This is a genomic window from Streptomyces sp. ISL-36 (genome assembly GCF_018614205.1).
In the GTDB taxonomy this organism is placed as follows: domain Bacteria; phylum Actinomycetota; class Actinomycetes; order Streptomycetales; family Streptomycetaceae; genus Streptomyces.
Window position 1 is genome coordinate 1 of record NZ_JAGGOS010000016.1, and the last position, 23,691, is coordinate 23,691.

Below are 23,691 nucleotides of genomic sequence, written 5' to 3' on the forward strand. Positions count from 1 at the left end.
CGCCACCGCCACCGCCGCCGCCTCCACCGCCACGGCGCTGCTGCGGCGGCCGCCCGCCCCGCTCCTTCCGGGGCGCCGGCGCCGACTCCGTGGCCGTCGCCTCGTCGTCCAGCCGCAGCGTCAGCGAGATCCGCTTACGGGGGATGTCCACCTCCAGGACCTTCACCCGGACCACGTCACCCGGCTTGACCACGTCCCGCGGGTCCTTGACGAACGTCTTCGACATCGCCGACACGTGCACCAGACCGTCCTGGTGCACACCGATGTCCACGAACGCGCCGAAGGCGGCGACGTTCGTCACGACGCCCTCCAGCACCATCCCCGACACCAGGTCGCCGATCTTCTCGACGCCCTCCTTGAACGTGGCCGTCTTGAAGGCGGGCCGCGGGTCACGGCCCGGCTTCTCCAGCTCGCGCAGGATGTCCGTGACCGTCGGCAGACCGAAGGTCTCGTCGACGAAGTCGTCCGCCCGCAGCGACCGCAGCACGCCGGTGTTGCCGATCAGCGAGGCGACCTCGCCGCCCGTCGTCTTCACCATCCGCCGCACCACCGGATACGCCTCCGGGTGCACCGAGGACGCGTCCAGCGGGTCGTCGCCGCCCCGGATCCGCAGGAAGCCCGCGCACTGCTCGTACGCCTTCGGGCCGAGCCTGGCCACGTCCTTCAGCGCCTTCCGCGAGCGGAAGGGACCGTTGGCGTCCCGGTGCGCCACGATGTTCTCGGCGAGGCCCGCCCCGATGCCCGACACCCGCGAAAGCAGCGGCGCGGAGGCCGTGTTGACGTCCACACCGACGCCGTTCACACAGTCCTCGACCACCGCGTCGAGCGAGCGGGAGAGCTTCACCTCGGACAGGTCGTGCTGGTACTGCCCGACGCCGATCGACTTCGGATCGATCTTCACCAGCTCGGCCAGCGGATCCTGGAGCCGCCGCGCGATCGAGACCGCGCCGCGGATCGACACGTCGAGGTCCGGAAGTTCCTGCGAGGCGAAGGCGGAGGCCGAGTACACCGAGGCGCCCGCCTCCGAGACCATCACCTTGGTGAGCTTCAACTCCGGGTGCCTGGCGATGAGATCGGCCGCCAGCTTGTCGGTCTCGCGGGAGGCGGTGCCGTTGCCGATGGCCACCAGCTCCACCGCGTGCTCCTCGGCGAGCCGCGCCAGCTTCGCCAGCGACTCGTCCCACTTGTTCGCCGGGACGTGCGGATAGATCGTGTCGGTGGCCACGACCTTGCCCGTCGCGTCGACGACGGCGACCTTCACCCCCGTACGGAAACCGGGGTCGAGGCCCAGCGTCGCCCGCGTCCCGGCCGGCGCCGCGAGCAGCAGGTCGCGCAGGTTCGCCGCGAAGACCCGTACCGCCTCGTCCTCCGCCGCCGTCCGCAGCCGCAGCCGCAGATCGATGCCGAGGTGCACCAGGATCCGGGTCCGCCAGGCCCAACGGACGGTGTCCTGGAGCCACTTGTCACCCGGGCGTCCCCGGTCGGCCACGCCGAAGCGCGAGGCGACCATGGCCTCGTACGACGACGGGCCGGGCAGGTCCGAGGTCTCCTCGGGCTCCAGCTCCAAGGTGAGGACGTCCTCCTTCTCGCCGCGCAGCATCGCGAGGATCCGGTGCGAGGGCAGCGCGGTGAACGGCTCGGCGAAGTCGAAGTAGTCGGCGAACTTCGCGCCCGCCTCCTCCTTGCCCTCGCGGACCTTGGCGGCCAGCCGGCCCCGGCCCCACATCCGCTCCCGCAGCTCGCCGATCAGGTCGGCGTCCTCCGAGAACTTCTCGGTGAGGATGGCCCGCGCGCCCTCCAGCGCGGCCGCCGCGTCGGCGACCCCCTTGTCGGCGTCGACGAAGGCCGCGGCGGCCGCCGCCGGTTCCACCGACGGGTCGGCGAGCAGCCCCTCGGCCAGCGGCTCCAGACCGGCCTCGCGGGCGATCTGCGCCTTGGTGCGGCGCTTGGGCTTGAAGGGCAGATAGATGTCCTCCAGCCGCGCCTTGGTGTCGGCGGCCCGCAGCCGCGCCTCCACCTCGGCGGTCAGCTTGCCCTGCTCGCGGACCGATTCGAGGATGGCGGTCCGCCGCTCCTCCAGCTCCCGCAGATAGCGCAGCCGCTCCTCGAGCGTGCGCAGCTGCGCGTCGTCGAGCATCTCGGTCGCTTCCTTGCGGTAGCGCGCGATGAACGGCACGGTCGAGCCGCCGTCGAGCAGCTCGACGGCCGCCCTCACCTGTCGCTCGCGTACGCCGAGTTCCTCGGCGATCCTGCTTTCGATGGACGTCGTCACGGTGTCCCGACTCGCCTTCTCGTGCCTCAAGCTTGCGACTGCATTGTGCCGGGTCGCTCACCGGAATGCCGCACGCGCCCCGCCCCGCGCGCGGCGCGTCAGCCCTTGCCGATCAGGTCCGCCGGGAACGCCCCCGCGGCGGCGGCCGTGAACAGGAAGCCACGGCCCAGCTCCGTCAGCCGTTCCACTCCGGCCGCCCCCAGGTGCTCGTACGGGGCGGAGTCCAGCCGGTCCGTGTGCTCCTCCAGCTCGGCGCGCAGGTCGGAGCCCGCGTCGGTGAGCTCGCCCGCGGCGTCCAGCAGTCCCCGGTCGCGCAGCCGCTCCACCGCCGCCTCCCAGTCGGCCCGTCGCCAGCCGCGGGTGCCGAGCACCCAGCGCGGGGCCATCCCCTTGCCGGTGGCGGTGTGGCTGACCAGTGCCTCCACCGGGTCGAGCCCGGCGGAGAGCAGCGCCACCAGATGTCCGTCGCCCCGGTGCTCGCGCAGCAGCGTGGCGGCGTGCCAGTACGCCAGGTGCGGCTCCTCGGGCACCGGCAGGTCGGCGTTGCCGGCGTAGAGCGGCCGGGCGTGCCGGGTGCACGCCTCCGTGGCGCGCAGCGCGAGCTCGGCGGCCTCGGCCATCTCCGGCGATCCGATCGCCTCCTCGCCGAGCAGGCGCCGCAGGGTGGTGTCGACGACCCGCAGCCTGGCTTCGAGGACGGCGGCGGGGGAGGCGGTCTCCCACACGGCCGGGAAGTGCCGTGCGAGCAGCTCGTGGTTGTAGTTGTAGAACGTCGCGGCCACCGTGCCCGGGCCGACGGCGCCCAGGACGGCGCTCCGGGCAACGAGGCGCATGGCGCTCGGGTCGTCGAAACCGAGGGTCTTGAACTCGCTGTCCAGATCCGGCGAGAAGAACAGCGTGGAGTGCAGCGGGTTGAGGGCGTTGTGGCAGCGTCGGCCCGCGCGGTGCGGCAGAGAAGTCGTCATGGCGCCAACGTTACCGACTGGTCGGTACGACGGGAACGGCCGGGGAGCCCGATGGCAGGAAAGGTGGGGTCCCGGTCATTGCGGCCGTCCTCCGCCCGGCCAACGATAGAGCCATGACGAAGCGACCCGTGCTCGTCGTCCTCTTCGACGGCGTGCAGAGCCTGGATGTGACCGGACCGGTGGAGGTCTTCGCCGGCGCCGGCCGCGTCGCCGGAGCGGAGGGCTCCTACCCGATCCGTACCGCCTCGCTCGACGGCGGGCCGGTCCGGACCCACAGCGGGCTGCGGATGCTTCCGGACTCCACGCTCGCCGCGGCCACCGAGGCGGGACCACCGCACACCCTGCTCGTCCCCGGCGGCGAGGGCACCCGGCACCCGGACCCGCTGCTGATCGACTGGCTGCGCGAGAACGCCCCGCACGCCGAACGTCTCGTCTCCGTCTGCACGGGCGCGCTGCTGCTCGCCGAGGCCGGACTGCTCGACGGGCACCGGGCCACCACCCACTGGCTGGCCTGCGACCACCTCGCCCGCTGCTACCCCGAGGTCGAGGTGGAGCCGGACCCCATCTTCGTCCGGGACGGCAGGCTCTCCACCTCCGCCGGAGTCACCGCGGGCATCGATCTCGCGCTGGCCCTGGTGGAGGAGGACCTGGGCCGGGACGCGGCGCTCGCGGTCGCGCGCCACCTGGTCGTCTTCCTGCGCCGCCCCGGCAACCAGGCGCAGTTCAGCGCGCAGCTCGCAGCCCAGACGGCCCGCCGCGAACCACTGCGCGAGCTGCAGCACTGGATCACCGAACACCCCGGCGCGGACCTCTCCGTCGAGGCCCTGGCCGCCCGCGCCCGATTGTCGCCCCGCCACTTCGCCCGCGCCTTCCGGGCGGAGACCGGCACCACTCCCGGTCGGTACGTCGACCGGGTCCGGCTCGAACACGCCCGAAGGCTCCTGGAGGAGTCCACCCACGGCGTCCAGGAGGTCTCCCGGGCCGCCGGATACGGCACCTCCGAGGCCATGCGCCGCGCCTTCGTCAAGGCGCTCGGTACGGCTCCCGCCGACTACCGCCGCCGCTTCCACGCCCCTGTTCACCCCACCAGCCGATAGGGATCCCATGCAGATCGCCGTCCTGCTCTACGACCGCTTCACCGCCCTCGACGCCGTCGGCCCCTACGAACTCCTCGCCCGTCTCCCCGGAGCCGAGACCGTCTTCGTGGCCAAGGAGACCGGGCCGGTCAGGGGCGATCAGGGCAGCCTCGCCCTCGTCGCCGACCGGACCCTCGCCGACGTGCCCCGGCCCGACATCGTCCTGGTTCCCGGCGGCCCGGGCTCGCGCGAGGCGATGCACGACCCGGAGATTCTCGCCTGGCTCCGTACCGCCGACGCCACCAGCACCTGGACCACCTCCGTGTGCACCGGTTCGCTGGTCCTCGCCGGCGCGGGACTGCTCGCCGGCCGCCGGGCCACCAGCCACTGGCTCGCGCTCGACGACCTGCGGCCGCTCGGCGCCGAACCCACCGGTGAGCGGGTCGTCTTCGACGGCAAGTACGTCACCGCCGCCGGGGTCTCCTCCGGCATCGACATGGCCCTGCATCTGCTCGGCCGGATCGCCGGCGACGGGGCGGCGCAGACCATCCAGCTGCTCACCGAGTACGACCCGCAGCCGCCCTACGACGCGGGCTCGCCGGAGAAGGCTCCGGCCGAGATCGTCGCGCACTGGCGCGGACAGGCGGAGAAGGTCCTGGTCCAGGAGAGCTGACCTACGGGGCGGCGAACCGCGCGGCCCGCACCGGGCGACGGAGCCGGAGGGAACCGGCCCCGGGCCGGTTCAGATCCCGTACGTGAAGCGGGGCGCGCGGCGCTCCAGGAACGCGGCGACACCCTCCGCGGTGTCGCCGCTGCCGCGCGCCTGCTCCGCCCAGTGGGCGTCCCGGTCCGTGCGGCCGTCCGCGAACTCCTTCGCCGCCGCCTGGGTCAGCTGCGAACGCGAGACGAGTACCCGGGTGAACTCACGCACCCGCTTGTCCAGCTCGCCGGCCGGAAGCACCTCGTCCACCAGACCGGTGCGCAGCGCCCGCTCCGTGTCGATCAACTCGCCCGAGAACAGCAGGTACTTCGCGGCCGACGGCCCCACCAGCGAGGCCAGGCGGCGGGTCGACGAGGACGGGTAGACGATGCCGAGCTTCGAGGGGGTGACCCCGAACAGCGCACCCTCCTCGGCGAAGCGCAGATCGCAGGCGGCGGCGAGCTGGCTGCCGCCGCCGACGCAGTAGCCGCGGACGGCCGCCAGCGTCGGCTTCGGGAAGGCGGCGAGCGCCTCCTCGGCCCGTACCGCGAGCGACTGCTGCTCGTCGCCCGGCTCCCGCAGCGTCGAGATGTCCGCGCCGGCGCAGAAGGTCGCGCCCTCTCCCGTGACGACCAGCGCGCGGACGTCGCGGTCGGCGGCGAGGCCGGCCAGCAGCTCGGGCAGGGCGCGCCACATCGCGACGGTCATCGCGTTGCGCTTGGCCGGGTTCGAGATGACGACGGTGGCGACCCCGTCGACCGCGTCGGCGGGGCTTACTTTCAGCTGCGGCTCCATGCGCCGGATGCTATCCGGGCAGCCCGAACGTACGATCAGGAAGGGGGTGCGAGGAGGAGGCGCCGATGGTTCACGACGCTCACGACCCGGCCCGGGACGACCGCGACCCCGTACGCGAGGGCAGGAAACTCGCCCGCAGCTTCGGCTGGCTCGCCGTCCTCGGTGCCCTGCTCGTCCTCGGCGGGATCGTCGGTCTCATCTACACCGGAGCCGCCACCCTCACCTCGATGCTGCTCTTCGGCTGGCTGCTGCTCATCGGCGGTGCCGTCGGTCTGCTCCACGCCATCGAGTCGCGCGGCACCAGTTACTTCTGGCTCGCCGTGGTGGTGGCCGCCCTGAACATCGCGGCCGGTCTGGTCGTCATCCGCCACCCGGAGGGCTCGGCCGAGGCGCTGACCATGTTCGCCGCGCTGCTCTTCCTCACCGGCGGCGTGTTCCGCCTGGTGGGCAGCGTGGTGGTACGCGGTCCGCAGTTCGGCTGGACGCTCCTGCAGGGGGCCTTCGGGCTCCTGCTCGGTCTGCTCGTCCTCTTCGACTGGCCCCACAGCAGCCGCTACGTCCTCGGCACCTTCTTCTCCCTCGCGCTGCTCTTCGACGGTCTGGGCCTGGTCGCGATCGGTGTCGGCGGCCGGCGGATCGTCAGTATGGTGGCTCCGAAGGCCACCCTCAACGGTGGTACCGGTACCCCTCCGAAGTCGTCAGAAGAAGGTCAGGAGCGGTCGAACAACTGACGTTGGCATACTCAGTCGATCAGAAGGTGGCCGATAAGCGTCGACTTCTGGTCAGTAGGCCGGTCCGCGCCTTCGGATTACCAAGACTCGACCTCGTGGCGACAATCGAGCACGAGGGTGGGAGCCGGACTATGGAGAGCCGCGGGAGCGTCCCCGCCCGGCCCCCGTCCTACGAAGGGGTCTGGCGCTTCACCGCTCCGGCGGTCGACGTCTCCGTCCCGCAGGCACGGCACGCGGTCCGCGACCTGCTGATCCGTCAGGGTGTACCGGTCCACGACGAGACGCTCCAGGGCCTGCTCCTGATCGTCTCCGAACTGGTCACCAACGCCGTCAAGCACGCGGCGCTGCTCTCCCCCGAAGTGGCGGTGGAGGTGGCGATCGGCGCGGAGTGGATCCGGGTGTCCGTCGAGGACAACCATCCCTACCGTCCCAAGGCCCTGGAGGCGGACTACGGCCAGACCGGCGGCCGCGGTCTGCTCCTGGTGCGGGAGTTCGCGCTGGAGTCGGGCGGGGCCTGCGACGTGGAGCACACCGCGAGCGGCGGCAAGATCATCTGGGCCGCGCTGCCCTTGGTCCCCGGGGCGACGACGGCCGGCGCGGCCCCCGGAAACGTTCCCGCGGCGGGCGTCGGCCCGGCGACGGGAACCGGACCCGTACCGGCGACGGGCCCCGTACCGGCGACCGGGCCCGTACCGGCGACGGGGATCGTCTCCGCGCCAGGGGCCGGGCCCGTACCCGCTCCGGGTGCCGGGCCCGTCACGGCTTCGGGGATCACCAGCCCCCGGTCGGACCCGTCAGCTCCTTGACCGCCGGACGCGCCGCGTCCAGCACCGTCATGAACCAGGCGGAGAACGGCGCGGTCGCGTGGCGTTCGGCCAGTTCGGCGGCGGTCACGAAGGCGGTCTCCTCGACCTCCTCCGGGTCCGGACGCAGCTCGGCCTGCACCATGCCGACGAAGAGGTGGTTGTACTCCTGCTCCACCAGGCCCGAGGCCGGGTCCGGGTGGTTGTAGCGGACGGTCCCCGCCTGCGCGAGCAGCGAGGGCGAGATGCCCAGCTCCTCGTACGTACGCCGGGCGGCGGCCGCGAACGGCGCCTCGCCGGGGTACGGGTGGCCGCAGCAGGTGTTCGACCAGACACCGGGGGAGTGGTACTTGCCGAGCGCGCGGCGCTGCAGCAGCAGCCGCCCCGACTCGTCGAAGAGGAAGACGGAGAACGCCCGGTGCAGCTGCCCCGGCGCCTGGTGGGCGGCGAGCTTCTCCGCCGTACCGATGGTGTTGCCGTCCTCGTCGACCAGCTCGAGCAAGATCGACGCGTCGGCCGCGGTCGGCTGGACGCCGTTCGACGAGCTGTATGTCGCGGTGGCTGGTGTGGTCGGCATACCCATCCTTCGCTTCGGTCCTCGGCCCCGGTGGGGCCCCCTCAGTCTGCCGTACAAAAGCGGCTTGTCCGTACTTCGGAGGCCGGACGTGGCCGCTCCCACCGCACCGGAGTACACGCCGGTGCGGCGGGAGCGGCCGCCGGGTCAGACGCCGAAGGCCGCCGGATAGTGGATCATGCCCTCCGGGACACCGCCGGAACCGTCCAGGTCGAGGGCCATCATCGCTTCGTCCGGGACCTCGAAGGACGGCTTGATCCCGTACCGCGACGCAGGTACGAATCCGAACCGCGGGTAGTAGTCCGGGTGGCCGAGCACCAGCACGAGCCGCTCCCCGCGCAGCCGTGCCGCGTCGAGCACGGCCCGGACCACGGCCTGCCCTGCGCCCCCGCGCTGGTGGGCGGGGGCCACGGCGACCGGGGCGAGCGCCGCCGCCGGCGTGTCACCGACCCGGCATCGGGTGATCAGCGCGTACGCCGCGACGGTCCCGTCCGGCGCCTCGGCGACGTACGACAGGCCCGGGAGCCAGGCCTCCGGATCCTCGCGCAGGGCGTCGACCAGCGCGGCCTCCTCCCGGGTCGCGAAGGCCGCCGCGTTGATCTCCCGTACGGCCGGGATGTCGGCCGCCGTCTCCTCCCGTGTGCGCCATCGGGGGTCGACGGGCCGCAGGACGTAGCCGGTGTAGCCGTATTCGCCGCCGTGTTCCCGGCGCATGGCGAGCTCCGCGCGGGTCGCGGCGAGCGCCTCGGCCATGCCGGGGGAGGCGGCGTCGGCGGCGTCGGCCCGCTCGGCGAGCGGGCCGTAGTACTCGTCCCAGTCGCTCTCGGGCTGCGGCACGACACCGAGGACGTGGTAGCCGCTCTCGACCGCCGCCGCCGTGTTCCCGGCGGTGGTACGCAGCCGGTAGTGCCGGTCCCAGAAGGCGCGGGCCTGCGGACCGGGTTCGTCGACGGTCCACTCGCACTCGGTGAGCACGAGGGTGCCTCCGGAGACTCTCCCGCCACGCCGCGGGGCGGAGGGCGAGAGCAGTCGGCGCCAGGCGCGCAGCGCGGTGTCGAAGCCGATGGCGTAGGCCGAGCTCTCCGCCCAGACCAGATCGAAGGATCCGTCCGGGAACGGGAGGTCGCCCATGTCGGCGCGGAGCGTACGGATGCGGTCGCCGAGCCCGCGGGCGGCGGCGGCGCGCCGCAGCTCCTCCAGGAACGGCTCGTGCAGATCGACGGCCGTCACCTCGGCCCCGGCCTCGGCGGCCAGGAGCAGCGCGGAGCGGCCGGGCCCGCAGCCGAGGTCGAGGACGCGCGGGCGCTCGGGGAGCGGTCCGGCGAGCGCGAGCAGCCGGCGGGTGGTGTAGTCGGAGCCGGGGCCCTGCCGCGGAAGACCGTGGTGCAGGGTGAAGAAGGCGTCGTGGAGTGATGACGTGTGGTCGGACAACGTGGGAAACCCTTGAGTGAGGGGCCTCGGCCGACGTCGTGACGAACCGGTTCGGAAAGGAACCGGTGATCAGGTCAGCCGGAGACCCGGGAGCTGAAGCCGGACCGGGCGCTGCCGCACTGGGCAGCCTCCATCGCGACGGTCATCAACCTCAGCTCCTCTCCACCTCACATGTGTGCCAAGAGGCTATCAGGGGCTCCGCGTTGGGCCGGGGTCAGAGGCAGAGCTTCGCCTCGTGCGCGGCATGACCGGCCGGCTCCAGCTGGAAGGTGCAGTGCTCCACGTCGAAGTGCGAGCCCAGGCAGCCCTGCAGGTCGTGCAGCATCTTCTCGTGCCCCACCGCGTCCAGCGCGAGCTGGTCGACGACCACATGCGCGGAGAGCACCGGCATCCCGGAGGTGATCGTCCAGGCATGCAGATCGTGGACGTCCTCGACACCGGGCAGGGCCAGTATGTGCGCGCGCACCTCCACCATGTCGACGCCCTTCGGCGCGGACTCCAGGAGCACGTCCAGCGTCTCGCGCAGCAGCTTGACCGTGCGCGGCACGATCATCAGGCCGATGAGGATCGAGGCGATCGGGTCGGCGTACTGCCAGTCCGTCGCCAGGATGACGCCCGCCGAGATGAGCACCGTCACCGAGCCGAGCGCGTCCGCGAGCACCTCCAGATAGGCGCCGCGCACATTGAGGCTCTCCTTCTGCCCGCGGACGAGCAGCGAGAGCGAGATCATGTTGGCGACCAGACCGATCAGCGCGAACGCGATGGTCAGTCCGCCCCTGGTCTCGGTCGGCTCGACGAACCGCTGGATCGCCTCGTAGAGCACGTAGCCGCCGACACCGAGCAGCAGCAGACAGTTCGCGAGGGCGGCGAGGATCTCGGCCCGGGCGAAACCGAAGGTGCGGTTGTCGGTGGGGGGACGGTTGGCGAAGTGGATCGCGAGGAGCGCCATCGCCAGCCCGACCGCGTCGGTCGCCATGTGGGCCGCGTCGGCGATCAGCGCGAGCGAGTCGGCGACGATGCCGCCGATGATCTCGATCACCATCACGGAGAGGGTGATGGTCAGCGCGATCCGTAGTCGGCCCTTGTAGGCCGCCGCGGCCGTCCCCGTGGGCGGCGGTCCTCCATGGCTGTGTCCGTGGTCGTGTCCAGCCCCCATGACAAGGCCTCCCGGTCATGTCGATTCCTGTGCCCCGAGTCGCAAGTGAACTACGGGTGGGGGGTATGTGCAACACGGTACTGAACACCGTTGTCATATGCGCTGACCTGCGGTTATGGCGGTAGGTCAAGGGTGGGGGACGATCAGTGCCCGCTTCCCGGAGCGCGGCGCCCGGGAGCCGGGGGAGCGGCGGTTTGTGGGGCGGGCCGCCGATCGCCCATGATGATCTCCGCAGGGCGCGGCGCACTCACGCGGAGCGGAGTGGGCCCGGGGGCGTCCGCACCGCAAAGCCTCGGTGAACTCCCGCTTGGTTCATCCGATAGCCTCAGCCGACGTGCCGCCGCCCGATGCCGGGCCGAGCCGCCGTGCCCCGGGGCGCGCCATGGGCCTCGCCGGCCCGCCCGTCAGCTCCAAGGAGTGAGTTCGTCTGTCGACCGCCATCCTCACCGGTCCGCCGGTACCCGGATCGTCGCTCGACGGCGATCTGCGGTCGCTGGGTTTCGACGTCAGGGTCGCCTCCGGTCCTGACGAGACGGCCACGCTGCTCGCCGCCGTACCGGCGGGTGAGCGGGTCGCCGTCGTCGACCCCCGGTTCGTCGGCCACCTCCACGCGCTGCGCCTGGCCCTCACCGACCCCCGCTTCCCCGTCGCCGCCGCCCCCGGCGCGCTGACCGCGCAGAGCGAGGCACGCCCCGCGCTGATGCGTGCGCTGAACGTCACGTTCGCGGGCGTGCCGGACCGTGACAAGGGACACGACGACCGACGTGACGACCGGCCCGCGCCGGGTACCGGGCCCGCCCCGGCCGCCGGGACCGCAGGCCGGCCCGCCGGGTCAGAGGGCCGGCCCGCGACCTCCCTCGCCGGCGAGGGACGGATCCTGCCCGACGCGCTCGCCGACGCGCTCGAGGCCGACGACGCCGCCGTGCACCGGCCGCAGCTCGGCACGCTCGTCGCCGACGTACCGACCGACGCCGAGGCCCGCCACGAGGCCCGCGCCGCCGTCGCGGCCGTCGACGAGGAGGCCGTACGCCTCCGCTCGGCCGTCAAGGCCCACGACGGCTTCTTCACCACCTTCTTCATCAGCCCGTACTCCCGCTACATCGCCCGCTGGTGCGCCCGGCGCGGACTGACCCCCAACCAGGTCACCACCGCCTCGCTGCTCACCGCCCTGATCGCGGCCGGCTGCGCCGCCACGGGCGAGCGCGGCGGGTACATCGCCGCCGGCGTGCTGCTCCTGGTCTCCTTCGTCCTGGACTGCACCGACGGGCAGCTCGCCCGCTACTCCCTGCAGTACTCGACGATGGGCGCCTGGCTCGACGCCACCTTCGACCGGGCCAAGGAGTACTCCTTCTACGCGGGCCTCGCCCTCGGCGCCGCGCGCAACGGCGACGACGTCTGGGCGCTCGCGCTCGGTGCGATGGTCCTGATGACCTGCCGCCATGTCGTGGACTTCTCGTTCAACGAGGCCAACCACGACGCCACCGCCAACACCAGCCCCACCGCGGCCCTCTCCAACCGGCTCGACAGCGTCGGCTGGACCGTCTGGGTCCGCCGGATGATCATCCTGCCGATCGGCGAGCGCTGGGCCATGATCGCGGTCCTGACCGCCGTCACCACCCCGCGGATCGTCTTCTGGGCGCTGATCATCGGCTGCGCCTTCGGCGCCTGTTACACCACGGCGGGGCGCGTGCTGCGCTCGCTGACCCGCAGGGCGAAGCGCACGGACCGCGCGGCGCAGGCGCTCGCGGACCTCGCGGACACGGGGCCGATCGGCGAGCTGGTGGCGCGGGCCGCCGGCCGACGCCTCGCCCTGCCGCCCCTGCTCCCGGCCGTCGCAGGCGCCGCCGCGCTGATCGCCGTCGCCTGGTCGCAGCCGGTCGGCGGCGTAGCGACGGTGTCGGCCGCCGTCGTGTACGCGGTCCTCGCCGGTCTCGCCGTCGCCCGACCCCTCAAGGGCGCCCTCGACTGGCTCGTCCCCCCCGTCTTCCGCGCCGCCGAGTACACCACCGTGCTGATCCTCGCGGCCCGCTCCGACGTCCCCGGGGCCCTGCCCGCCGCTTTCGGGCTGGTCGCGGCGGTCGCCTACCATCACTACGACACGGTGTACCGCATCCGCGGCGGCACCGGCGCGCCGCCCTCCTGGCTGGTGCGCACCATCGGGGGTCACGAGGGCCGCACGCTTCTCGTGACCGTGCTCGCCGCCCTGCTCGCGAGCCGCGGCACCGATTTCACCCCGGCGCTCACCGCCCTCGCGGCCGCCGTGGCGCTCGTGGTGCTCGTGGAGTCCATCCGCTTCTGGGTGTCCTCCGGAGCACCCGCCGTACATGACGAAGGAGAAACAGCATGATTGGCCTCGTACTGGCAGCCGGTGCCGGACGGCGTCTGCGCCCCTACACCGACACGCTCCCGAAGGCCCTCGTGCCTGTCGACGGTGAGACCACCGTCCTCGACCTGACTCTGAAGAACTTCGCGGAGGTCGGCCTCACCGAGGTCGCCATCGTCGTCGGCTACCGCAAGGAGGCCGTGTACGACCGCAAGGAGGCCCTGGAGGCCAAGTACGGCGTCTCGATCACCCTGATCGACAACGACAAGGCCGAGGAGTGGAACAACGCCTACTCCCTGTGGTGCGCCCGTGAGGTCCTGAAGAAGGGCGTCATCCTCGCCAACGGCGACACCGTGCACCCGGTCTCCGTCGAGAAGACCCTGCTCGCCGCGCGCGGCGACGGCCAGAAGATCATCCTCGCCCTCGACACGGTGAAGAGCCTCGCCGACGAGGAGATGAAGGTCATCACCGCCGAGGGCAAGGGTGTCCAGCGCATCACGAAGCTGATGGACCCGGCCGACGCCACCGGTGAGTACATCGGTGTCACCCTCATCGAGCCCGAGGCCGCCGAGGAGCTCGCCGACGCCCTGAAGGCGACCTTCGAGCGCGACCCCGACCTCTACTACGAGGACGGCTACCAGGAGCTCGTCAACCGCGGCTTCACCGTCGACGTCACGCCGATCGGCGAGGTGAAGTGGGTGGAGATCGACAACCACGACGACCTGGCGAAGGGCCGTGACATCGCGTGCCAGTACTGACCCGGCTGATCCCCTCGCCGGTCGTCGTCGACATCCGCCGTGGAGCGCTGGACGACCTGTCCGCGCTCCTGGCGGACCAGCGGATCTCCAGCAACGGCAGGATCGCCGTGGCGATCAGCGGTGGCTCCGGTCTGAAGCTGCGTGACCAGTTCTCCGCGGAGCTCCCCGGGGCGGACTGGTACCCGGTCGAGGGCGGCACCATCGACGCGGCCGTCAAGCTCGCCGACGCCATGCGCGGCAAGCGGTACGACGCGGTGGTGGCCCTCGGCGGCGGCAAGATCATCGATGTGACCAAGTACGCGGCGGCCCGGGTCGGGCTGCCGCTGGTCGCCATCGCCACCAACCTGTCGCACGACGGGATCTGCTCGCCGGTCTCCACCCTGGACAACGACAACGGTCGTGGCTCCTACGGTGTGCCGACGCCGATCGCGCTGGTCATCGACCTCGACGTGATCCGTGACGCGCCGGTGCGCTTCGTCCGGTCCGGCATCGGCGACGCGATCTCCAACCTGTCCGCCATCGCGGACTGGGAGCTCTCGCACCGCGAGACGGGCGAGCCGGTCGACGGCCTGGCCGCGGCCATGGCGCGCAGCGCCGGCGAGGCGGTGCTCCGCCACCCCGGCACCGTGGGCGACGACGACTTCCTCGTCACCCTCTCCGAGGGCCTGGTGATGTCCGGTATCGCGATGTCGATCAGTGGCGACACCCGCCCCTCCTCGGGCGCGTGCCACGAGATCAGCCACGCCTTCGACCTGCTCTATCCCAAGCGCGCCGCCAGCCACGGCGAGCAGTGCGGCCTCGGCGCCGCCTTCGCGATGCACCTGCGCGGTGCCGCCGACGGTTCGCTGCGGATGGTCGAGACGCTGCGCCGTCACGCGCTGCCCGTGACGCCGGAGGAGATCGGCTTCAGCGTGGACGAGTTCGTCCGCGCGGTGGAGTTCGCTCCCCAGACGCGGCCCGGCCGCTACACCATCCTCGAGCACCTCGACCTGTCCACCGACGAGATCAGGGACGCGTACGCCGACTATGCCAAGACCATCCGTAGCTGAGCTCCGTCCGGTCGTCCACCCGGCGGGAGTGAAGGACCGGCGCAGCGGTGAGCACTGGGGCGGCCGCCTGTACATGCGGGAGATCTCGCTGCGGATCACCCGGCATCTGGTCGGCACACGGGTCACGCCCAACCAGCTGACCTATGTGATGACCGTGTGCGGCGTCCTCGCCGCCCCGGCCCTGCTGATCCCGGGGATCTGGGGCGCCGTGCTGGGCGTCGTGGCGGTCCAGCTCTACCTGCTGCTCGACTGCGTCGACGGCGAGGTCGCCCGCTGGAAGAAGCAGTTCTCGCTGGGCGGTGTCTACCTGGACCGGGTCGGCGCCTACCTGTGCGACGCGGCGGTCCTCGTGGGCTTCGGCCTGCGCGCGGCAGACCTGTGGGGCACGGGCCGTATCGACTGGCTGTGGGCCTTCCTCGGCACCCTCGCCGCGCTCGGCGCCATCCTGATCAAGGCGGAGACCGACCTCGTCGGCGTCGCCCGCCACCAGGGCGGTCTGCCGCCGGTCAAGGAGTCCGCGTCCGAGCCGCGCTCCTCCGGCATGGCGCTGGCCCGCCGGGCCGCCGGCGCGCTGAAGTTCCACCGGCTGATCCTCGGGATCGAGGCGTCGCTGCTCATCCTGGCCCTGGCCGTGGTGGACACCCTCAGGGGAGACCTGTTCTTCTCGCGCCTCGGTGTCGCCGTCCTCGCCGGGATCGCGCTGCTCCAGACGCTGCTGCACCTGGTGTCGATCCTGGCGTCGAGCCGGCTGAAGTGAGAAGGAGTGGGAGTACGCCGATGAAGCTGGGCGCCGTCATCATCACCATGGGCAACCGCCCGGACGACCTGCGCGCGCTCCTCGACTCGGTCGCCAAGCAGGACGGCGAGCCGATCGAGGTCGTGGTCGTCGGCAACGGCGCCCCCGTGACGGGGATGCCGGAGGGCGTCCGCACCATCGACCTGCCGGAGAACCTGGGCATCCCCGGCGGCCGCAACGTCGGTATCGAGGCCTTCGGCCCCGGTGGCACCGATGTGGACGTCCTGCTCTTCCTGGACGACGACGGTCTGCTCGCCAACACGGACACCGCCGAGCTGGTCCGCCAGGCCTTCACCGCCGACCCGAGGCTGGGCATCATCAGCTTCCGGATCGCGGACCCGGAAACCGGCCTCACCCAGCGCAGGCACGTGCCGCGGCTGCGCGCCGCCGACCCGATGCGCTCCTCGCGCGTGACCACCTTCCTCGGCGGCGCCAACGCCGTCCGTACGAAGGTGTTCGCCGAAGTCGGCGGCCTGCCCGACGAGTTCTTCTACGCCCACGAGGAGACCGATCTCGCCTGGCGGGCGCTCGACGCCGACTGGATGATCGACTACCGTTCCGACATGGTGCTGCTCCACCCCACCACACCTCCCTCCCGCCACGCGACGTACCACTACAACGTGGCCCGCAACCGGGTGTGGCTGGCCAGGCGCAACCTGCCCGCTCCTCTGGTTCCGGTCTATCTCGGTGTCTGGTTGCTGCTGACGCTCGCGCGGCGGCCCTCCGTCCCCGCCCTCAAGGCGTGGCTCGGAGGTTTCCGGGAAGGCTGGGCCGCCCCCTGCGGACCGCGCCGGCCCATGAAATGGCGTACGGTGTGGCGGCTGACCCGACTGGGACGCCCGCCGGTCGTCTGACACCGTGGTACCCGACTTGCCGCGCATCTTGGATACGAAAGTTTCGACTTGTGAGTGACACAACCCACGACGGTGCGGTCGCGACGAGCGCCCCGCCGTCCGCCGACGACGGCCTGACCCCGGCCGAGCTGGCCGCGAAGTACGGTCTCTCGGTCAGCGGCGCCCGGCCCGGGTTCTTCGAGTACCTCCGCCAGCTGTGGGGCAGACGCCACTTCATCCTGGCCTTCTCCCAGGCGAAGCTGACCGCGCAGTACAGCCAGGCGAAGCTCGGCCAGCTCTGGCAGGTGGCGACCCCCCTGCTGAACGCGCTGGTCTACTACCTGATCTTCGGGCTGATCCTCGACGCCGGTCAGGGCATGCCGACCTCGGTCTACATCCCCTTCCTGGTGACCGGGATCTTCGTGTTCACCTTCACCCAGAGCTCGGTGATGGCGGGCGTGCGGGCGATCTCGGGCAACCTCGGACTCGTCCGGGCGCTGCACTTCCCGCGGGCCACGCTGCCCATCTCGTTCGCGCTGCAGCAGCTCCAGCAGCTGCTGTTCTCCATGATCGTGCTGGCCGCCGTCGCGATGGCCTTCGGCAGCTATCCGTCGCTGAGCTGGCTGCTGCTCGTCCCGGCCCTGCTCCTGCAGTTCGTCTTCAACGTCGGACTCGCGATGATCATGGCGAGGATGGGCGCCAAGACGCCCGACCTCGCCCAGCTGATGCCGTTCATCATGCGCACGTGGATGTACGCGTCCGGCGTGATGTTCTCGATCCCCGTGATGCTCGCCGACAAGCCGGCCTGGATCGCCGACGCCCTCATGTACAACCCGGCGGCGCTCTACATGGACCTCATCCGGTTCGCCCTGATCGACGGCTACAGCTCCGCCAACCTGCCCTCGCACGTCTGGATGGCCGCCCTGGGCTGGGCCCTGGCGATCGGCCTCGGGGGCTTCGTCTACTTCTGGAAGGCCGAGGAGAGGTACGGCCGTGGCTGACACCGATCAGGAACGCATCCCCACCGTCATCGCCGACGAGGTCCACATCGTCTACCGGGTCAACACCGGAGGCGGTGGAAAGGGCAGTGCCACCGCGGCGCTCAGCCGGATTCTCGGTCGCGGCAAGGCCGAGGTCTCGCGGGGCGTCCGCAAGGTCCACGCCGTACGCGGTGTCTCCTTCACCGCCTACCGGGGCGAGGCCATCGGCCTCATCGGCAGCAACGGCTCCGGCAAGTCGACCCTGCTGCGGGCCATCGCAGGGCTGCTCCCCACCGAGAGCGGCAAGGTCTACACCGACGGTCAGCCCTCGCTCCTCGGCGTCAACGCGGCGCTGATGAACGACCTGACCGGTGAGCGCAACGTGATCCTCGGCGGCCTCGCCATGGGCATGAGCAAGGACGAGGTCCGCGAGCGGTACCAGGGGATCGTCGACTTCTCCGGCATCAACGAGAAGGGCGACTTCATCAGCCTGCCGATGCGGACCTACTCCTCCGGCATGGGCGCCCGGCTCCGCTTCGCCATCGCGGCCGCCAAGAACCACGACGTCCTCATGATCGACGAGGCGCTCGCGACCGGTGACCGCAGGTTCCAGATCCGCTCCGAGGAGCGCATCCGCGAGCTCCGCAAGGAAGCCGGCACGGTCTTCCTGGTCAGTCACAGCAACAAGTCGATCAGGGACACCTGCGACCGGGTGCTGTGGCTGGAGAAGGGTGAGCTCATGATGGACGGGCCCACCGACGAGGTTCTGAAGGCGTACGAGAAGGACACCGGGAAGTAGCCCCCGTAGGGCACTGCGCGACGGCCCCCGCCGACCCGGCGGGGGCCGTCCGTCTTCCGCCGCCGCACTTCCGCGGAAAGAGCCGCGCCCCGACCCCTTTGTGCGCGCGTCGTGCCCCCGCTGGAATGTTCATGCGGTCAACATCGGGCAGGATGAGCGCATGGCAGCGATCTCGGGGGGAAAGTCCTACCACCACGGCGACCTGCGCAATGCGCTGGTCTGCGCGGCCGTCGACCTCGCCACGGAAGGCGGCCCCGAACGGGTCGTGCTGCGCGAGGCGGCCCGGCGCGTCGGCGTCTCGCCCACCGCCGCCTACCGGCACTTCGAGGGCCGTGGCGCGCTGCTGCGGGCCGTCAAGATCCACGCCCAGCGGGCCCTCGCCGAATCCATGGAACGCGCCGCGGCCCGCGCCCCCGGCGCGGACGACCCCACCGTCGCCGCCGAGCTGCGGCTCGCCGCCCTCGGCCGAGGCTACGTCGGCTTCGCCCTGGACCATCCCGGCCTCTACCGGGCGGCCTTCTGTACGCCCCGTCCGGCCTGCGGCGAGGAGTGGGCGCCGCCCGGACGCGTCCCCGAGCCCGAGCCCGAGATCCGCGCGTTCTCCCTGCTCACAGAGGCGCTGAACGCCCTGGCCCGGGTCGGCCCCATCCCGCGCCGGGCCCGGCCGGCCGCCGAGGCCGCCGCGTGGTCGGCCGTGCACGGACTGTCGCTCCTGCTGCTCGACGGCCCGCTGCGCCGCCTGCCGGAGCAGCGCCGCGCCGACGTCGTCGAATCGACCCTCGCCATGGTCGTCTCCGGAGTGCGCGCCGACTGAAGGCGAAGGGAACGTGAACGTCCGCCCTTTCGGCGGAAGTTGACTCGCCGGACGATGTTTTCGCGCGGCGCCCGGCACCCCGACGCGGCACCGGGCGTTGTACAACGTAAGCTGTAGCGGTGCTGATTCGTGGCAAGTGGGGCGATACCCCCTAGGTATCCCGGCCGTCTGCGGTGACCCCTCCGGGCGGGCCCGGTGGCGTGTCCGAAATAGGATGGATTGGATCGGCAGTGTAGAACAGGAGATGTGACGGCCATGACGCGAAATCTCCAGCTCCACGAGGGTGTCGCCGTCCCCGCGTCGGGCAGACCCCAGTGACGCGATCCCGGCTGGTGCGCCCCGACGCCTCCTCGCGTACCACGCTCGACAAGGCCACGGACGAGAACTTCCCCGTGGCCCCCTTCTTCCTGCCGCGCGCCTGGCGCGACGACCTCATGGCCGTCTACGGCTATGCCCGCCTCGTCGACGACATCGGCGACGGCGATCTCGCCCCCGGCGGAGCCGACGCCCGGCACCTCGGCGTCGCCCCCGAGCGGGCGGAGGACCGGCTCGCGCTGCTGGACGCCTTCGAGGCCGACCTCATGCGCGTCTTCGACTCCACCCCCCGCCACCCGCTGCTGCGCGCCCTCCAGCCGACCGTACGGCGGTGCGGCCTCACCCCCGAGCCCTTCCTCGGCCTGATCGAGGCCAACCGCCAGGACCAGCTCGTCCGCCGCTACGAGACGTACGACGACCTCGCCGCGTACTGCGCACTCTCCGCGAACCCGGTCGGCCACCTCGTCCTCGGGATCACCGGCACGGCCACCCCCGAGCGCGTCCGGCGCTCCGACGCCATCTGCACCGCGCTGCAGATCGTCGAGCACCTCCAGGACGTCGCCGAGGACCTCGGCCGGGACCGCGTCTACCTGCCCGCCCAGGACATGAAACGCTTCCACGTCACCGAGGACGACCTCGCCCGGCCCACCGGAGGCGCCTCGGTGCGCGCCCTCATCGCCTTCGAGGTCGAACGCGCCCGCGCACTGCTCCACGACGGCACGCCGCTGGTGGGCAGCGTCCACGGCAGACTGCGCCTGCTGCTCGCCGGATTCACGGCCGGCGGACACGCCGCGCTCGACGCGATCGCCGCCGCCGGATTCGACGTACTGCCGAAGCCGCCCAAGCCCACCAAGCCGAGTCTGATGCGCCACGCGGGAGCGGTCCTGCTCAGAGCGCGGAGAGAGGGGTGAGCCGGACCGTGGAGGGACAGACGGAGACGTCAGCGCCGGTGCAGGCCGCGTACAGCTACTGCGAGGCGGTCACCGGACAACAGGCCCGCAACTTCGCCTACGGGATCCGACTGCTGCCGACGGAGAAACGGCAGGCCATGTCGGCCCTGTACGCCTTCTCGCGGCGGGTCGACGACATCGGCGACGGCGCGCTCGCCCCCGAGGCGAAGCGGGACCGGCTCGAAGCGACCCGGGCGCTCCTGGAGCGGATCCGGCAGGGCGCCGTCGACGAGGACGACACCGACCCGGTCGCCGTGGCCCTCACCGACGCCGCCCGCCGCTTCCCGATCCCCCTCGGCGGCCTCGACGAACTCATCGACGGCGTCCTGATGGACGTGCGCGGCGAGACGTACGAGACCTGGGACGACCTCAAGGTCTACTGCCGGTGCGTCGCGGGGGCCATCGGGCGTCTCTCGCTCGGCGTCTTCGGCACCCAGCCCGGCGCGCAGGGCGCGGAACGTGCCCCCGAGTACGCCGACACGCTGGGCCTGGCCCTGCAGCTCACCAACATCCTCCGGGACGTACGCGAGGACGCCGGGAACGGGCGCACCTACCTGCCCGCCGACGACCTGGCCAAGTTCGGCTGCGGCGAGGGCTTCGAGCGCGACACCCCGTCGGCAGGGGCCGACTTCACCGGCCTCGTGCACTTCGAAGTCCGGCGCGCCCGCGCCCTGTTCGCCGAGGGCTACCGCCTGCTGCCCATGCTCGACCGGCGCAGCGGCGCCTGCGTCGCCGCCATGGCCGGCATCTACCGCCGCCTGCTGGACCGGATCGAGCGCGACCCCGACGCGGTGCTGCGCGGCCGCGTCTCGCTGCCCGGCCGCGAGAAGGCGTACGTCGCCGTGCGCGGCCTCTCCGGGCTCGACACCCGGCACATCTCCCGACGAGCCGTCAGGAGGCGTGTGTGAGGCCCCCGTACGAGTCCCCTCACCGGGCAACCCGCACGGCCGCCCCCGCGTCCCTGCCTGCGAAGGCCCTGGGGGGAAACGGATGACCGACGACACCACGCGCCCGGACGGACAGCCGCACGCCGTCGTCGTCGGCGGCGGACTCGCCGGGATCACCAGCGCGCTGCAGCTGGCCGACGCCGGGGCACGGGTCACGCTCCTCGAAGGGCGGCCGCGCCTCGGCGGCCTGGCGTTCTCCTTCCGGCGCGGAGAGCTCACCGTCGACAACGGGCAGCACGTCTATCTGCGCTGCTGCACGGCGTACCGCTGGTTCCTCGACCGTGTCGAGGGCGCCCACCTCGCGCCGCTCCAGCAGCGCCTGGACGTACCGGTCCTCGACGTGGCCCACCCGCGCGGACCCCGCCTCGGACGGCTGCGCCGCAGCGCCCTGCCCGTACCGCTGCACCTCGCCCAGAGCCTGGCCACCTATCCGCACCTCTCCCTCGCCGAGCGCGCGAGCGTCGGCCGCGCCGCGCTCGCGCTGAAGCGGCTCGACCCCGCCGACCCGGCCCTCGACGGCATCGACTTCGCCACCTGGCTCGGCCGCCACGGCCAGTCGCCGCGCGCCATCGAGGCCCTGTGGGACCTCGTCGGCGTCGCCACCCTCAACGCCACCGCCCCACACGCCTCCATGGGCCTGGCCGCGATGGTCTTCAAGACCGGGCTCCTCTCCGAGCCCGGCGCCGCCGACATCGGCTGGGCCCACGTCCCGCTCGGCGACCTCCACGACACCCTGGCCCGCAAGGCCCTCGACTCCCTCGGGGTCCGGACCGAACTGCGGACCAAGGCCCAGCGGATCTCCCGTGGCGAGGACGGCCGCTGGACCGTGGAGGTGCCCGGCGAGACGCTCGACGCGGACGCCGTCGTCCTGGCCGTACCGCAACGCGAGACCCGCGAACTCCTCCCCGAGGGCGCCCTCCACGACCCCGACCGGCTCCTCGACATCGGCACCGCCCCCATCCTCAACCTGCACGTCGTCTACGACCGCAAGGTGCTCAGGCAGCCCTTCTTCACGGCGCTCGGCTCCCCGGTCCAGTGGGTCTTCGACCGCACCGACTCCTCGGGGCTGGCGGGCGGCGGGCAGTACCTCGCCGTCTCGCAGTCCGCCGCCCAGGACGACATCGACGAACCCGTCGCCGTCCTGCGCGAGCGCTACCTCCCGGAGCTGGAGCGGCTGCTGCCCGCCGCCCGCGGCGCCGGGATCCGGGACTTCTTCGTCACCCGGGAGCGGACAGCGACGTTCGCCCCCACACCGGGCGTCGGCCGGCTCCGCCCCGGCGCCCGCACCCACGCCCCCGGCCTGTACCTGGCCGGCGCGTGGACCGCCACCGGCTGGCCCGCGACCATGGAGGGTGCCGTCCGCAGTGGTTTCAGCGCCGCGGGCGCCGCGCTCTCCGCCCTCGGCCGCCGCCATGAACATCCGCTGCAGGAGGCGGCATGAGTGTGAGTACTGGAACAAGAGGAGAGACCGTGCCGACTGTGCCCCCGGTGAATCCGGCCGTCGACACCGCGGACGTCACCGCTCTGCTGGAGCGCGGGCGGACCCTGTCCACCCCCGTCCTGCGGGCGGCCGTCGACCGGCTCGCACCGCCCATGGACACCGTGGCCGCCTACCACTTCGGCTGGATCGACGCGCAGGGCAACCCGGCCGACGGCGACGGCGGCAAAGCCGTCCGCCCGGCGCTCGCACTGCTCTCCGCCGAGGCCGCCGGAGCCGCCCCCGAGGTCGGCGTCCCCGGAGCCGTCGCCGTGGAACTCGTCCACAACTTCTCGCTGCTGCACGACGACCTGATGGACGGCGACGAGCAGCGGCGCCACCGCGACACCGTCTGGAAGGTGCACGGACCCGCCCAGGCGATCCTCGTCGGCGACGCCCTGTTCGCCCTCGCCAACGAGCTGCTGCTCGAACTCGGCACCGTCGAGGCCGGCCGCGCCACCCGCCGGCTGACCACCGCCACCCGCAAGCTCATCGACGGGCAGGCCCAGGACATCTCCTACGAGCACCGCGAGCGGGTCACCGTCGAGGAGTGCCTGGAGATGGAGGGCAACAAGACGGGCGCCCTGCTCGCCTGCGCCGTCTCCATCGGCGCCGTCCTCGGCGGCGCCGACGACCGCACGGCCGACAAGCTGGAGGAGTACGGCTATCACCTGGGCCTCGCCTTCCAGGCCGTCGACGATCTGCTCGGCATCTGGGGCGACCCGGAGTCCACCGGCAAGCAGACCTGGAGCGACCTGCGGCAGCGCAAGAAGTCCCTGCCGGTCGTCGCCGCCCTCGCCGCGGGCGGACCGGCCTCCGAGCAGCTCGGTGAACTGCTTGCCGCCGACGCCAAGACCAGCGACTTCGACTCCTTCTCCGAGGAGGAGTTCGCCACCCGCGCGGCTCTCATCGAGGAGGCCGGCGGCCGGGACTGGACCGCCCAGGAGGCCCGCCGCCAGCACGCCATCGCGATCGAGGCCCTCCACGAGATCGACATGCCCGAGCGGGTCAGGGCGCAGTTGACCGCACTGGCCGATTTCGTCGTCGTACGGAAGAGATGATCACCATCACTCTGATATGAGTTCGCAGTCGCCGGCCGGTGCCACCGGGCACCGGCCGACGGCAGACCCGAAGAAGCAGAAGTAGA

At 72.1% G+C, this 23,691-nt stretch carries 21 protein-coding genes and 1 pseudogene; 16 read left to right on the forward strand and 6 right to left on the reverse strand.

Features of this window, described 5'->3' with window-relative positions; all coding sequences use genetic code 11:
* Positions 1–2,272: Tex family protein (locus tag J7E93_RS04285; protein ID WP_215065883.1), on the reverse strand; the 2,272-nt coding region annotated here is incomplete at its 3' end.
* 98 nt (positions 2,273–2,370) lie between these two features.
* On the reverse strand, positions 2,371–3,237 hold the full coding sequence (locus J7E93_RS04290; RefSeq protein ID WP_215065884.1) for a hypothetical protein: 867 nt from the start codon (positions 3,235–3,237) through the stop codon (positions 2,371–2,373).
* A 113-nt stretch (positions 3,238–3,350) separates the two neighbouring features.
* On the opposite strand from J7E93_RS04290, the gene J7E93_RS04295 reads away from it, so the two are divergent.
* Together J7E93_RS04295 and J7E93_RS04300 are read left to right on the forward strand one after the other, a co-directional pair.
* Positions 3,351–4,334, forward strand: a complete 984-nt coding sequence (locus tag J7E93_RS04295; RefSeq protein ID WP_215065885.1) for a GlxA family transcriptional regulator — start codon at positions 3,351–3,353, stop codon at positions 4,332–4,334.
* 7 nt (positions 4,335–4,341) lie between these two features.
* Entirely contained in the window at positions 4,342–4,986 is a 645-nt protein-coding gene (locus J7E93_RS04300) for a DJ-1/PfpI family protein (RefSeq protein ID WP_215065886.1), read from the forward strand.
* A 69-nt stretch (positions 4,987–5,055) separates the two neighbouring features.
* Here the strand turns inward: J7E93_RS04300 and J7E93_RS04305 are convergent, their stop codons facing one another.
* On the reverse strand, positions 5,056–5,808 hold the full coding sequence (locus J7E93_RS04305; protein ID WP_215065887.1) for an enoyl-CoA hydratase/isomerase family protein: 753 nt from the start codon (positions 5,806–5,808) through the stop codon (positions 5,056–5,058).
* 65 nt (positions 5,809–5,873) lie between these two features.
* Here J7E93_RS04305 and J7E93_RS04310 point away from each other — a divergent pair, with 65 nt between their 5' ends.
* Together J7E93_RS04310 and J7E93_RS04315 are read left to right on the forward strand one after the other, a co-directional pair.
* Positions 5,874–6,539 (forward strand): HdeD family acid-resistance protein, encoded by a 666-nt coding sequence (locus tag J7E93_RS04310; RefSeq protein ID WP_215065888.1) that lies wholly within the window; start codon positions 5,874–5,876, stop codon positions 6,537–6,539.
* 131 nt (positions 6,540–6,670) lie between these two features.
* Positions 6,671–7,117, forward strand: a pseudogene (locus J7E93_RS04315) (ATP-binding protein); the annotation flags it as partial.
* 193 nt (positions 7,118–7,310) lie between these two features.
* On the opposite strand, the gene idi reads toward J7E93_RS04315, so the two are convergent.
* The 3 genes from idi to J7E93_RS04330 form a co-directional block, all read right to left on the reverse strand.
* Entirely contained in the window at positions 7,311–7,919 is a 609-nt protein-coding gene (gene idi / locus J7E93_RS04320) for an isopentenyl-diphosphate Delta-isomerase (protein ID WP_215065889.1), read from the reverse strand.
* Between the two features lie 144 nt (positions 7,920–8,063).
* The gene (locus tag J7E93_RS04325) at positions 8,064–9,347 is read right to left on the reverse strand and encodes a bifunctional class I SAM-dependent methyltransferase/N-acetyltransferase (RefSeq protein WP_215065890.1); all 1,284 of its coding nucleotides are present in this window, start codon (positions 9,345–9,347) and stop codon (positions 8,064–8,066) included.
* A gap of 214 nt (positions 9,348–9,561) precedes the next feature.
* The gene (locus tag J7E93_RS04330) at positions 9,562–10,503 is read right to left on the reverse strand and encodes a cation diffusion facilitator family transporter (RefSeq protein ID WP_215065891.1); all 942 of its coding nucleotides are present in this window, start codon (positions 10,501–10,503) and stop codon (positions 9,562–9,564) included.
* Positions 10,504–10,930: 427 nt separating this feature from the next.
* Between J7E93_RS04330 and J7E93_RS04335 the strand changes: the two genes are divergently transcribed.
* From J7E93_RS04335 to J7E93_RS04390, 12 genes are all read left to right on the forward strand, one after another.
* Positions 10,931–12,850, forward strand: coding sequence for a DUF5941 domain-containing protein (locus J7E93_RS04335; RefSeq protein ID WP_215065908.1), 1,920 nt, complete (start codon positions 10,931–10,933; stop codon positions 12,848–12,850).
* The gene (locus tag J7E93_RS04340) at positions 12,847–13,584 is read left to right on the forward strand and encodes a sugar phosphate nucleotidyltransferase (protein ID WP_215065892.1); all 738 of its coding nucleotides are present in this window, start codon (positions 12,847–12,849) and stop codon (positions 13,582–13,584) included. Before J7E93_RS04335 ends, J7E93_RS04340 begins: the two co-directional genes overlap by 4 nt.
* Complete coding sequence (locus tag J7E93_RS04345; protein ID WP_215065893.1) at positions 13,572–14,633, forward strand: iron-containing alcohol dehydrogenase family protein; 1,062 nt, start codon at positions 13,572–13,574, stop codon at positions 14,631–14,633. The genes J7E93_RS04340 and J7E93_RS04345 overlap by 13 nt, the downstream gene beginning before the upstream one ends.
* Positions 14,611–15,390, forward strand: a complete 780-nt coding sequence (locus tag J7E93_RS04350; protein WP_215065894.1) for a CDP-alcohol phosphatidyltransferase family protein — start codon at positions 14,611–14,613, stop codon at positions 15,388–15,390. Before J7E93_RS04345 ends, J7E93_RS04350 begins: the two co-directional genes overlap by 23 nt.
* 20 nt (positions 15,391–15,410) lie before the next feature.
* Positions 15,411–16,283 (forward strand): glycosyltransferase family 2 protein, encoded by an 873-nt coding sequence (locus J7E93_RS04355; protein ID WP_215065895.1) that lies wholly within the window; start codon positions 15,411–15,413, stop codon positions 16,281–16,283.
* 50 nt (positions 16,284–16,333) lie between these two features.
* A complete protein-coding gene (locus tag J7E93_RS04360) occupies positions 16,334–17,263 on the forward strand; it encodes an ABC transporter permease (protein ID WP_215065896.1) in 930 nt (309 codons plus the stop codon).
* Positions 17,256–18,041 (forward strand): ABC transporter ATP-binding protein, encoded by a 786-nt coding sequence (locus J7E93_RS04365; RefSeq protein WP_215065897.1) that lies wholly within the window; start codon positions 17,256–17,258, stop codon positions 18,039–18,041. Before J7E93_RS04360 ends, J7E93_RS04365 begins: the two co-directional genes overlap by 8 nt.
* Positions 18,042–18,201: 160 nt before the next feature.
* Positions 18,202–18,855, forward strand: coding sequence for a TetR/AcrR family transcriptional regulator (locus J7E93_RS04370; RefSeq protein ID WP_215065898.1), 654 nt, complete (start codon positions 18,202–18,204; stop codon positions 18,853–18,855).
* Positions 18,856–19,169: 314 nt separating this feature from the next.
* Positions 19,170–20,081, forward strand: a complete 912-nt coding sequence (hpnC, locus tag J7E93_RS04375) for a squalene synthase HpnC (protein WP_215065899.1) — start codon at positions 19,170–19,172, stop codon at positions 20,079–20,081.
* A complete protein-coding gene (hpnD, locus tag J7E93_RS04380; RefSeq protein WP_215065900.1) occupies positions 20,078–21,028 on the forward strand; it encodes a presqualene diphosphate synthase HpnD in 951 nt (316 codons plus the stop codon). Before hpnC ends, hpnD begins: the two co-directional genes overlap by 4 nt.
* Before the next feature lie 82 nt (positions 21,029–21,110).
* Positions 21,111–22,508, forward strand: coding sequence for a hydroxysqualene dehydroxylase HpnE (hpnE, locus tag J7E93_RS04385; protein ID WP_215065901.1), 1,398 nt, complete (start codon positions 21,111–21,113; stop codon positions 22,506–22,508).
* A complete protein-coding gene (locus tag J7E93_RS04390) occupies positions 22,505–23,605 on the forward strand; it encodes a polyprenyl synthetase family protein (protein WP_215065902.1) in 1,101 nt (366 codons plus the stop codon). The genes hpnE and J7E93_RS04390 overlap by 4 nt, the downstream gene beginning before the upstream one ends.
* Positions 23,606–23,691 lie beyond the last annotated feature (86 nt).